This is a genomic window from Neisseria perflava, assembly GCF_024170405.1.
Lineage (GTDB): Bacteria > Pseudomonadota > Gammaproteobacteria > Burkholderiales > Neisseriaceae > Neisseria > Neisseria perflava_B.
In genome coordinates this window covers 79,803-90,892 of the sequence record NZ_JALJYC010000008.1, presented here as the reverse complement: position 1 = coordinate 90,892, position 11,090 = coordinate 79,803, and the positions used below count along the sequence as shown (strand labels likewise).

The window sequence follows — 11,090 nt, the reverse complement described above, 5'->3', positions numbered from 1 at the left end:
GAGCGGCTGAAAGACAAGAACAAACCGTTTAAAGTCGCCATTAATGCGTGTATGCACAAACTGCTGCGAATTCTGAATGCGCGGGTAAGGGATTATCTGAAGTCAGACGGCCTGCAATGTGCATAATTAACCGTGTTTGATGTTACTGACCGACGGGTTGGCAACACAGTTGCTACACCTGACTTTTTACTCTTACCTCCCTAAAAGGATTCCAAATGGGCAGCTTTTCTCTCTGGCACTGGATTATCGTCCTGATTATCGTCGTTTTGGTGTTCGGCACCAAAAAACTGCGCAACGTCGGTAAAGACCTTGGCGGCGCGGTACACGACTTCAAACAAGGCTTGAACGAAGGCACCGACAACGCCGCGAAAAAAGACGAAGTCATCGAACACCAAAAAGACGAAGACAAAAAAGCCTAATCCATGTTTGATTTCGGTTTAAGCGAGCTTCTTTTGGTCGGTGTGGTCGCGCTGGTCGTGCTCGGCCCCGAGCGGCTGCCCAAAGCGGCGCGGATGGCGGGCAATCTGGTCGGCAAGCTGCAACGGCTGGTAAGCAACGTCAAGCAGGAATTGAGCGTGCAGGCCGAGCTGGAAGATTTGCGCAAGGCCAAGCAGGAATTTGAAGCCGCCGCCGCGCAGTTTAAAGACGAGTTCAAAGATCTCGGCCAAGAAGCGCAAAGTAATCTGAACCAGATTTCAGACGGCCTCAAACCGTGGGAGCGCCTGCCCGAGCAGCGCACGCCTGCGGATTTCGGCGTGGACGAACAAGGCAACCCCCTGCCCGACGCCACTCCGCGTTTTGACGAAAACGGCCAGCCGGTTACGCCCGTTGCCGCCGATTCAGAATCTTCGCCGGACAAAGCGTGGCAGGATTATCTGACCAACACCGCCATGCCGTCTGAAACCGCGCCCTTCCGTTACAGCGAAACCCCGCCGCCCGTCATCGGTTTGGGGCTGCATACCGCCTCCCTGCACAAGCAGGCCATGTCGCGCAAACGCGATATGCGCCCGAAATTCCGCCCTCAACCGAAACTTCGCGTCCGTAAAAAGTGAGTAGCCGGTGTCTGATTCTTCCGTCGAACAACCCACCCAACCCCTTATTGAGCACCTGCTCGAGCTGCGCCGCCGTATCATGTGGATTATCGGCGGCCTGGTGGTGTGCTTTGTGGCGCTGATGCCGTTTGCGCAGCAGCTGTATTCCTTTGTCGCGCAGCCGCTGATGGCGACGCTGCCCAAAGACACCAGCATGATTGCCACCGATGTGATTGCGCCGTTTTTCGTGCCGGTCAAAGTCACGCTGATGGCGGCGTTTCTGATTTCGCTGCCGCACACGCTGTATCAGATTTGGGCGTTTGTCGCCCCCGCTCTCTATCAAAACGAAAAGCGCTTGGTCGCGCCGCTGGTTTTATCCAGCTTTTTGCTGTTTTTTATCGGCATGGCCTTTGCCTATTATTTGGTGTTTCCGGTAATTTTCCGCTTTTTGGCGGGGGTAACCCCTGTCGGTGTGAACATGGCCACTGATATCGACAAATACCTGTCGTTTATTTTGGGCATGTTTGTCGCTTTCGGCACCACGTTTGAAGTGCCCGTGGTGGTGGTATTGCTGGCGCGCATGGGCATTGTGACCACCGCCCAGCTCAAGCAGGCGCGGCCTTACGTCATCGTTGGCGCATTTATCGTTGCCGCCGTGATTACGCCGCCGGACGTGATTTCACAAGTATTGCTGGCTTTGCCGCTGATTGTGTTATACGAAGCGGGAATTTGGTTCAGCCGCTTGACCAAGCCGGTTACGCGTGATGAAAACGATGACAACGCCCAACCGCCCGCAACCGTTTGATATTAAGGCCGTCTGAATGTGATTCAGACGGCCTGCTCTGCATATATCCTGTTTATGACTGCAAACCCCAAACAACACTGGTCTTATTATGCCGCCTGCGCCAGCCTGATTGCCCTGATTGCCGTCAGTCTGTCGTGGGAGCTGTGGCTTGCTCCTTTGCGCGCCGGCGGATCGTGGCTCGCGCTCAAAGCACTGCCGTTGTGTCTGCCCTTATCCGGCATACTCAAAGGCAAAGTCTACACCTACCAATACAGCTCTATGCTGATTCTGATTTATTTTGCCGAAGCCTTTATGCGCCTGTTTGACGCCGCGCCTGCCAGCCGCTGGTGCGCGGCGGCCGTGACCTTGTGCTGCGTGGTATTTTTTATCGCGTGCCTGGCTTTTATCCAACAACATAAAAAGGCGGTGCACTGATGTATCAGCGTTTTTCAGACGGCCTCAATAGCGAATGGAGCCTGCGCCTGCTGCCGCTGTGGGTATGTTTTCTGTGGATAGCCGTCGGCCCGTTTTTGTCGCTGTACCGCGTCGGCCTGCTCTCCAGCTTTTATCTGGAAGCAGCCTCGCTCACCGGTGCGCTGGTCTTGGCGCTGTGGACAGCCTGCTCAGGGCTGTTAAACGTGCGCCTGCCGTCCGCCGCCATTGCCTTCCTGATTTTGGCCGCATTTTGGTGGATACAGGCGCGGGTCATGAATTTGACCTATCCGGGCATGAGCGACATGGTGGTGTGGACGTTTGTTATCCTCGCCTTGGCAGCATGGGCATGTCGCGGCTGGGTGGCGGAATACGGACAGGAACGCATTGTGACCGTATTGGCATGGGCATTGCTTATCGGCGCTTCCTTACAGGCAGCGGTGGCGGTCATGCAGTTCAGCGGCATCGCCGGTTGGCCGGTATTTAAAGGCATTCTGGCCTACGGCGGCAGCGGCAACATCAGCGGCCAACTCGGTCAGCGCAACCATCTCGGCCACTACATCATGTGGGGCGTATTGGCGGCGGCCTATCTGTGGGCGGTGCGCCGCCTACCGGACTGGGCGGGTGCATTGTGGGTCGTCTTGCTGGCAGTGGCGCTCAGTTTGGTCAATTCGCGCACCATCCTTACCTATCTGATGGGTGTTGGTGTCTTGCTGCCGCTGTGGTACTGGCGTGCAGGGCGCGAATCCCGACGCATGGTGCTGATTATGCTGTTTGCTTTAGCCATCGTTGCCGTGTGCCAATTTTCGGCCGCTACGGCCTTATCGTGGTTCAGCGACAGCCATTACGAAACCGCAGTCGAGCGCACCGCCAACAGCGGTTTCCAAGGTTCCGCCCGCGATGTCGAGTGGCGCAAAGCATGGCTGGCCTTCCAAGCCGCGCCGTGGTTCGGCCACGGCTGGAACGGCTATGCCCTGCAAGGCTTCCTGATTCATGCGCAAACGCATACTTTCTCCAATAACAACCTCGGCGTATTGTTTACCCATGCCCACAATATTGTCTTACAGCTCTTGGCCGAAATGGGCTTGGTCGGCACGCTGCTGGTCGCCGCCTGCTATCTTTGCGCCATATGGCGTATGCTGCTGCGCCCGTATCATGCCGCTTCCTTGCTGCTCATTTCGCTGATGACGGTTTCGCTGTGCCACAGCATGCTGGAATACCCTTTGTGGTACATCTATTTCCTGACACCGTTTGCGCTGATGTTGTCACTCTCCCCTGCCCGTTATGAAGATGTTTCAGACGGCCTCGCGCAAGCCAAGCGCCGCAACTACGCAGGTGGCATACTGGCTTTATGCTTACTCGGCGGTATGGCCTACTTGGGTTGGGCTTATACCGAATTGACCGACTACAACCGCCAGCCGAAAACCGATAGCGCCGCCGATATTGCCCGTAAAACCGCCGGTTTGCGCCGTATTGCCGCCGATGTGCCCATGTTGCGCTACTATGCCGAACTCAGCCTAACCCGCCGCACCGACCCGACCGACGCGCAAGTGCAGCCGTGGGCGGAACAGGCCGCGTTGGATGCGCTGACCTACCGCCCGTATGCCAACGCCCAGCAAGTCGGCCTCTACCTCTACCGCAAAGGCGAAACCGAGCGTGGCACGCAATGGATGCAGGCCATGTATTACTATTATCCCTACCAGATGCCTTTTTACACCGGCAAAGTGCGCAAACAAAGCGCATTCGCGCCGCTGCTGCCCAAGCTGCTGTCCGACTGCCGCGCCTTTGCCAGCGCACCAAACCACCCTTCTGCCAAATCCTGCGACAGCGGCAACTGACGGCCGTCTGAAAAGTCCGCCCCTAGCGCAGGCAAAGGGCGGCGCAGCAATGTAAAGCCCTTTACCCGCATTGCAAAAAAGCGCAAATGCGTAGAAAATTAAGCTATCAACAAGACAGGTTTGCATGTTAAGATTAGCGCATTCTTGTCCGCAAGGCGCAACCCTTGCGCATACAACCACAAATAAAGGAAATAATATGAGCCGCGTATTATTGGTCGATGACGACGCTTTGTTAACCGAACTGCTGACCGAGTACCTCACCGCCGAAGGCCTGAATGTCCACAGCGTACCCGACGGCGAAGCAGGCGTACAAGAGATTCTGTCCGGTCAATACGATGTTGTCGTTTTAGATTCGATGATGCCGAAAATGAACGGCTTGGATGTCTTGAAAAACGTGCGCACGCAAAGCACCGTACCCATCATCATGCTGACCGCCAAAGGCGACGACATCGACCGCATTATCGGTCTGGAAATGGGTGCCGACGACTACGTTCCCAAACCCTGCACACCGCGTGAACTGCTGGCCCGTATCAACGCCATCTTGCGCCGCGCCCAACACAGCGGCGAGCAAAGCAACACACCCAACAGCATTGCCGTCAGCGATGTAGTGCTGTATCCGGCCAAACGCCAAGCCACCATCAAAGACCAGCCGTTGGAGCTGACCAGCACCGAATTCAACCTGCTGGAAGTCTTGATGCGCCACGCCGGTCAGGTTGTCAGCAAAGAAACCCTGTCGGTAGAAGCGCTGGATCGCAAGCTGGCGAAATTTGACCGCAGCATCGACGTGCACATCTCCAGTATCCGCCACAAACTCGGCGACGCTTCGCTGATTCAGACCGTACGCGGCTTGGGCTATCTGTTTGTCAAAAACTAAAGATCAAACAGCATGAAACTGTTTCAACGCATCTTCGCCACATTTTGCGCAGTCATTATCTGCGCAATCTTTGTGGCGAGTTTTTCTTTCTGGCTGGTGCAAAACACTTTGGCCGAAAACCAGTTCAACCAGCGCCGTACCATTGAAACGACGCTGATGAACAGCATTATCTCCGCCTTTCATGCGCGCGGAGACAGCGGTGCGCGCGAATTGCTGGCCGAATGGCGCAACAATCCCGTTTCCAATTCCGTATTCGTGATTCTCGGCGACGATAAAAAAGACATTTTAGGCCGCGACATCGACAACAAAACCGTCGAACGCGCACGCGCCTTTGCCGTCAACAATCCCGACTCCGAGCTGGCGCACATCGAATACGGCCGCTTCGGTGAAGAATACCTGTTTTTCATCCGGGGATGGGACAACCATCAGGCGCAGCGCCTACCCAGCCCGCTGTTTATCCCCGGCCTACCGCTGGCACCGATTTGGCACGAATTTATTATTCTGTCGTTTATCATCCTCGTCGGTCTCTTAATGGCCTATATCTTGGCCAACAACATTACCAAGCCCATCCGCATTCTCGGCAACGGCATGGACAAAATAGCCAACGGCGAGCTGCAAACCCGCATTTCGCAACAGGTTGACGACCGCGACGACGAATTGTCGCACTTAGCCGTACAATTCGACAAAATGGCGGAAAAGCTGGAAAAGCTGGTGGCGAAAGAACGCCATCTATTACACCATGTCTCCCACGAAATGCGCTCGCCCTTGGCGCGTATGCAAGCGATTGTCGGCCTGATTCAGGCACAGCCGCAAAAGCAGGAGCAATACCTCAAACGCTTGGAAGGCGAGCTAACCCGCATGGATTTACTGGTGGACGAGCTCTTGACCCTGTCGCGCTTGGAAACTTCCAACATGCCGTTGGAAAAAGAAAGCCTGCAACTGCTGCCTTTCCTGAGCAATCTGGTAGAAGACAGCCAAACCGTAGCGCAAAAAAACGGCCAAACCGTCACGCTCTCGGTCGATCCGAAAATCCCCGAATCCGCCACACTGACGGCCAACGAGCGTTACCTCTACCGCGCGTTTGACAACATCATCCGCAATGCCATGAATTACAGCCCCGAAGGGAGCCTGATTCAGGTCAGAGTCGCTCAAGACGGCAAACATTGGATTATCGACATCGCTGACAACGGCCCCGGCGTGGACGAAATGCAGCTGCCGCATATCTTCACGGCTTTTTACCGCGCCGATTCCAGCGCGGGCAAACAAGGCACCGGCTTGGGTTTGGCCTTAACCAAACACATCATCGAGCAGCATGACGGTAAAATCATTGCCGAAAACATCAAGCCCACCGGCTTGAACATGCGCTTTATCCTGCCCAAAGTGAAGCCGTCTGAAAAGGCTGTAAAAAAGAAAGCGGCAAAAACGGCTTAATGAGACCGTCTGAGTAAGCTGTTGCGCACATCAGCCGCCCGCTGCCACAACGAATGCCGTCTGAAAACCTGCCCGTTTTCAGACGGCATTTCCCCACCTTTTCCCATTCCCCATAAGGAGAACCCCATGCCCGCCCAACCCATGCCCGGTTACTTCTTTACCCCGCAACACATCATCCTCGTCGGTGCCAGCGAACGGGCGAACAGCTTGGGCGAACGCATTCTGACCGCCCTGCTCGGTTCGGCCTATCAAGGCAAAATCACCCCCGTCAACCTGCGCCACAAAACCGTGGCCGGTCTGCAAGCCTATCCGAATCTGGGCAAAATCAACGAAGCGGCCGACCTCGTCATCGCGGTCACTCCGCCCGAGAGCTACGAAACCCTGTTGCGCGCCTGCAAGAAAAAGCAGTTCCACCACATTATCCTGATTCAAGACTGGCAGACCCTGTCGCCGGAAGAGCGGCAAACCGCCCATACCGCCGTTACCCGTCATCACGGCAGCGAACTCAACATCAGCGTGTGCAACAGCGCCGGTATCCAACTGCCCGCGCAAGGTTTAAATTGCGGCACGCTGCCCGATTTTCCCGCCGGTTACACCGCCCTCTTGACCGGCGAAACCGCCGTCAGCCGTGAAATCGAAACCCTATTGCGCCATATGCGGCAGGGTATCTCACGCCACATCAGCCTGAACTACGCCCTCAGTCTGACTACCGCCGCCGACTGGCTCAACCGCTTCGGCCACAACCACCACACCCGTTTGGCCGTGGTTCACTACAACCCGCTGGAAAACCCGCGCAAGCTGTTTTCCGCCATACGCCACTTTACCCGCCATACGCCGTTGCTGCTGTATTGTTCCCATGCCGCCGATGAAGACGAACAGGCCGTTCTCAACGCCCTTGCCCGACATTGCAATTTCCTACCCGTATTCGGCAGCGGCCAACTGGAAGCCGCGCTGCATGCCGGTTTGTCCAACATCAAACCCGTTTCTACACCGGCCGTTTTATCCGATACGCCCGCCGCTTGGCTGGCCGCACCTGCCCGTGCCGACGGCCTTACCCTGTACCTGCCGTCTGAAAAAAATCTGCCGCAGCAAGGCTATCTCGGCAGCACACCGACCGCCGCCTTTTTCCGCGACCAAGCCGCACAACAGCTGCAACAGCCGCACAACGATGCCCTGCTTACCGTCATTGCCGCGCAAACGCCCGAAGACGAAAGTGCGCTGACCCGCGTATTGAAAAAGCTGGCGCAACAGTCCGACAAACCGCTGCTCATCAGCAGCCGTTTTTCAGACGGCCTGCTGCATTTCAACCGCCCCGAACAAGCCCTGCATACGTTGGCTTTGCGCAACTTTGCCGAACAGCTGAAACAAGCGCAGCTTAATATCGCGCCGCCCAAATCAGGCCGTCTGAAACCGCTGAACCCCGCCAAAATCAAGCGCCTGTCAGAAGCGCAAGACTGGACGGCGCTGGCTGACGCCCTTAATCTGCCCGACTACCGCCACCAGCCGCCGCATCAGGCGACTCAACTGGCGTTCCGCCGCCATCCGCATTTCGGCGCCTATGTGCTGGCGCGTTATCAGGGGCAGACCGCCGCCGTGCTGCCGCCGTTTACCACCCTCGACACCGCCTATCTTGCCGAATTTATCCGGGCAGGCCGCCAAAAAAACGTGATACAGCGTTTTCTAAACAGCCTGAATATCCTTATCCGGCAACAGACCGACTGCGGCGAAATCCTGCTCAATCTTGACGGCAGCGGCTTCAGCAGCGATTTCAGGCCGTCTGAAAAACAACCCGCCTACCGCCAAGCAAGTAAAGCCGCCGCGACTCGGCTGCAAAGCGCGGCGGATTTTATCCGCAGCCGCAACGCCGCAGCCGCCGAATTTCTCCTCAATACCGGCGAAGCGGCCGGACTGTTGGATAAAACCCACACCGCTCCCGCTTACCCCGAAAGCGTACTGGCACCCTATCCCGACGGCTATCCGCAAAGTTTTACCCTGAAAAACGGCGAAAACCTCAGCATACGCCCGTTTGAGCCGGAAGACGCCGAAGCCAAGCAGCAATTCGTGCGCAGCCTGTCGCCGCAAACGCGCTATACCCGTTTCCTCAGCCACACCAACGAGCTGCCGACAACCACCCTCGCCCGTTTCAGCCGTTTGGACTATTTCAGCGAAGGCGCGTTTGTTGCCGAAAATTCAGACGGCCTTATCCTCGGCGTCAGCCGTTTCAGCCGGCTGTCACGCGACGAATGCGAGTTCGGCATTACCCTGGCCGAATCCATACGCGGCAGCGGTTTGGCCGTTTTTCTCATGCAGCAGATTATCGGATTAGCCACACAACAGGGCTACCAAGTCATGAGTGCCGACATCCTGCAAAGCAACGCCGCCATGTGCAAACTTGCTGAAAAATCAGGCTTTACCCTGATTACCTCGGAAGAAGACAAAGATTTATACCGTGCCAAACGCAGCCTGATTCCTCCACCCGCCGCCGAAAAACGCAAATCCAAGCAATAAATACTTGCATAAAAACCACAAATTAGCCTAAAATGAACGGTTTCTATATATCCGATTTTCTCAAAAGGACTCAAAAATGGTAGTTATCCGTTTGGCTCGTGGTGGTTCTAAACACCGCCCGTTCTTCAACATCGTTGTAACCGATTCCCGCAACCGTCGTGACGGCCGTTTCATCGAGCGCGTTGGTTTCTACAACCCCGTTGCCAATGAAAAACAAGAGCGCGTACGCTTGGAAGCCGACCGCCTGAACCACTGGGTTGCCCAAGGCGCGCAAGTGAGCGAAGCCGTTGCCAAACTGGTTAAAGAGCAACAAGCTGCTGCTTAATTTTTACCGCAGATTGCCATGACCGACACTCAACAACGGGTAGCCATGGGCTACATCAAAGGCGTATTCGGCGTCAAAGGCTGGATTAAAATTTCCGCCTCCACCGAATACAGCGACAGCCTGCTGGACTACCCCGAGTGGCAGTTAAGCAAAGACGGTAAAACCTTGACCGTTATTCCCGAAGCCGGCAAAGTCGTCGGCGACGAATTGCAGGTCAAACTTGAAGGTATCGACGACCGCGACCAAGCCTTTGCCTTACGCGGCTACACCATCGAAATCCCGCGCGAAGCCTTCGCGCCGACGGAAAAAGACGAATTCTACTGGGCGGATTTGGTGGGCATGAGCGTTGTCAATAAAGACGGCATCGTGTTGGGCGAAGTCAAAAACCTGCTGAAAACCGGTGCCAACGACGTATTGGTCATTGAAGGCGGATACGGCCAAAAGCTGATTCCCTTCGTGTCGCAATACATCGAAAGCGTTGATAACAACAGCCGCACCATCACTGCCGACTGGGGCTTGGATTACTGATGTTTATCCAAAGCATCACCCTGTTTCCGGAAATGTTCGACAGCATCACAGGATACGGCGTAACCGGACGGGCATTGAAGCAGGATTTGTGGCGCTTTCACGCCATCAACCCGCGCCGCTTTGCCGACAACAAGCTCGGCTACATCGACAACAGGCCGTTTGGCGGCGGTCCCGGCATGATTATGCAGGCACCGCCCTTACAGGCCGCGATTGACGAAGCCAAAGCCAACTGCGGCGGGCAGGGCAAAGTGATTTACCTCAGCCCGCAGGGTCAGCCGCTGACCCACGCCAAAGCGGCACAGCTGGCGCAAACGCGAAACCTGATTTTGCTGTGCGGCCGTTACGAAGGCATAGACGAGCGCCTCTTGCAAAACAGCGTGGATGAAGAAATCAGTATCGGCGATTTTGTCGTCTCCGGCGGCGAGCTGCCCGCCATGATGCTGATGGATGCCGTATTAAGATTAGTACCCGGCGTATTGGGCGATATGCAGTCTGCCCAACAGGATTCGTTTTCAGACGGCCTCTTAGACTGCCCCCACTACACCAAACCTTTGGTTTTTCAAGGCATGGGCGTACCCGAAGTATTGCGCTCGGGCAATCATGCCTTAATCGCCGAGTGGCGTTTGAAACAAGCGCTGCAACGCACTTTGGCGCGCCGACCAGATTTACTGGAAAAGCGCAGTTTGATCCCACAGGAAACCCGCCTCTTGCAGGAAATCATTGCCGAACAAGAGCAACGGGCAATCCAATCATAATCTAGGAAAAACAATGAACCTGATTCAACAATTAGAGCAAGAAGAAATCGCTCGCCTGAACAAAGACATCCCCGAATTCGCACCGGGCGACACCGTAGTCGTATCCGTACGCGTGGTCGAGGGTACCCGCAGCCGTCTGCAAGCCTACGAAGGCGTGGTCATCGCCCGCCGCAACCGCGGTCTGAACAGCAACTTCATCGTGCGCAAAATCTCCAGCGGCGAAGGTGTTGAGCGTACTTTCCAACTGTACTCTCCCAACGTAGAGAAAATCGAAGTGAAACGCCGCGGCGACGTGCGCCGTGCCAAACTGTACTACCTGCGTGGCCTGACCGGTAAAGCTGCCCGTATTAAAGAAAAACTGCCAGCACGCAAAGGCTAATCTTGCTGCATTGGAAAACCCGCTGAATAAGCGGGTTTTTTTGTTTTGATGGCTGCCCGATAATGAATCCAGCTAAGGTAATGGCCATCAAATGCAACAGGCTGCTACTGGATTCCTTCCCATTACTCATATAGAAAAGCGTATAAATTCCCAACTCTCCCCCTGACTAATTTTACAATCCGTTTATTTTTTGTTAACATCAAGC

12 protein-coding genes and 1 pseudogene are annotated in these 11,090 nt (G+C 55.5%); all 13 read left to right on the top strand.

The window, feature by feature from the left end; translation table 11 throughout:
* Nucleotides 1-126: pseudogene (locus J2T37_RS04530) on the top strand (IS110 family transposase); the annotation flags it as partial.
* A gap of 89 nt (nt 127-215) precedes the next feature.
* Nucleotides 216-419, top strand: a complete 204-nt coding sequence (gene tatA, locus J2T37_RS04525) for a Sec-independent protein translocase subunit TatA (RefSeq protein WP_253354087.1) — start codon at nt 216-218, stop codon at nt 417-419.
* 3 nt (nt 420-422) lie between these two features.
* Entirely contained in the window at nt 423-1,052 is a 630-nt protein-coding gene (gene tatB, locus J2T37_RS04520; protein ID WP_253354085.1) for a Sec-independent protein translocase protein TatB, read from the top strand.
* A gap of 7 nt (nt 1,053-1,059) precedes the next feature.
* The gene (gene tatC / locus J2T37_RS04515; RefSeq protein WP_253354083.1) at nt 1,060-1,836 is read left to right on the top strand and encodes a twin-arginine translocase subunit TatC; all 777 of its coding nucleotides are present in this window, start codon (nt 1,060-1,062) and stop codon (nt 1,834-1,836) included.
* A 54-nt stretch (nt 1,837-1,890) separates the two neighbouring features.
* Nucleotides 1,891-2,250 carry a DUF2069 domain-containing protein gene (locus J2T37_RS04510; protein WP_253354081.1) on the top strand — a complete coding sequence of 120 codons (360 nt, stop codon included), beginning with the start codon at nt 1,891-1,893 and terminating at the stop codon, nt 2,248-2,250.
* On the top strand, nt 2,250-4,085 hold the full coding sequence (locus J2T37_RS04505; RefSeq protein WP_253354079.1) for a PglL family O-oligosaccharyltransferase: 1,836 nt from the start codon (nt 2,250-2,252) through the stop codon (nt 4,083-4,085). The genes J2T37_RS04510 and J2T37_RS04505 overlap by 1 nt, the downstream gene beginning before the upstream one ends.
* 196 nt (nt 4,086-4,281) lie before the next feature.
* Nucleotides 4,282-4,959 carry a two-component system response regulator MisR gene (gene misR, locus J2T37_RS04500; RefSeq protein WP_253354077.1) on the top strand — a complete coding sequence of 226 codons (678 nt, stop codon included), beginning with the start codon at nt 4,282-4,284 and terminating at the stop codon, nt 4,957-4,959.
* 12 nt (nt 4,960-4,971) lie between these two features.
* Complete coding sequence (locus J2T37_RS04495) at nt 4,972-6,390, top strand: sensor histidine kinase (protein WP_253354075.1); 1,419 nt, start codon at nt 4,972-4,974, stop codon at nt 6,388-6,390.
* 126 nt (nt 6,391-6,516) lie between these two features.
* Nucleotides 6,517-8,898, top strand: coding sequence for a bifunctional acetate--CoA ligase family protein/GNAT family N-acetyltransferase (locus J2T37_RS04490; protein WP_253354073.1), 2,382 nt, complete (start codon nt 6,517-6,519; stop codon nt 8,896-8,898).
* 76 nt (nt 8,899-8,974) lie between these two features.
* Complete coding sequence (gene rpsP, locus J2T37_RS04485; protein WP_253354071.1) at nt 8,975-9,223, top strand: 30S ribosomal protein S16; 249 nt, start codon at nt 8,975-8,977, stop codon at nt 9,221-9,223.
* An 18-nt stretch (nt 9,224-9,241) separates the two neighbouring features.
* Nucleotides 9,242-9,751 carry a ribosome maturation factor RimM gene (gene rimM, locus J2T37_RS04480; protein ID WP_253354069.1) on the top strand — a complete coding sequence of 170 codons (510 nt, stop codon included), beginning with the start codon at nt 9,242-9,244 and terminating at the stop codon, nt 9,749-9,751.
* On the top strand, nt 9,751-10,506 hold the full coding sequence (gene trmD, locus J2T37_RS04475; RefSeq protein ID WP_253354067.1) for a tRNA (guanosine(37)-N1)-methyltransferase TrmD: 756 nt from the start codon (nt 9,751-9,753) through the stop codon (nt 10,504-10,506). Before rimM ends, trmD begins: the two co-directional genes overlap by 1 nt.
* A gap of 13 nt (nt 10,507-10,519) precedes the next feature.
* A complete protein-coding gene (gene rplS / locus J2T37_RS04470) occupies nt 10,520-10,885 on the top strand; it encodes a 50S ribosomal protein L19 (RefSeq protein ID WP_253354065.1) in 366 nt (121 codons plus the stop codon).
* Nucleotides 10,886-11,090 lie beyond the last annotated feature (205 nt).

Coding starts and splice junctions, on each gene's coding strand:
- tatA (WP_253354087.1), top strand. CDS start 216: ATGGGCAGCTTTTCTCTCTGGCACTGGATTATCGTCCTGATTATCGTC.
- tatB (WP_253354085.1), top strand. CDS start 423: ATGTTTGATTTCGGTTTAAGCGAGCTTCTTTTGGTCGGTGTGGTCGCG.
- J2T37_RS04510 (WP_253354081.1), top strand. CDS start 1,891: ATGACTGCAAACCCCAAACAACACTGGTCTTATTATGCCGCCTGCGCC.
- J2T37_RS04505 (WP_253354079.1), top strand. CDS start 2,250: ATGTATCAGCGTTTTTCAGACGGCCTCAATAGCGAATGGAGCCTGCGC.
- misR (WP_253354077.1), top strand. CDS start 4,282: ATGAGCCGCGTATTATTGGTCGATGACGACGCTTTGTTAACCGAACTG.
- J2T37_RS04495 (WP_253354075.1), top strand. CDS start 4,972: ATGAAACTGTTTCAACGCATCTTCGCCACATTTTGCGCAGTCATTATC.
- J2T37_RS04490 (WP_253354073.1), top strand. CDS start 6,517: ATGCCCGCCCAACCCATGCCCGGTTACTTCTTTACCCCGCAACACATC.
- rpsP (WP_253354071.1), top strand. CDS start 8,975: ATGGTAGTTATCCGTTTGGCTCGTGGTGGTTCTAAACACCGCCCGTTC.
- rimM (WP_253354069.1), top strand. CDS start 9,242: ATGACCGACACTCAACAACGGGTAGCCATGGGCTACATCAAAGGCGTA.
- trmD (WP_253354067.1), top strand. CDS start 9,751: ATGTTTATCCAAAGCATCACCCTGTTTCCGGAAATGTTCGACAGCATC.
- rplS (WP_253354065.1), top strand. CDS start 10,520: ATGAACCTGATTCAACAATTAGAGCAAGAAGAAATCGCTCGCCTGAAC.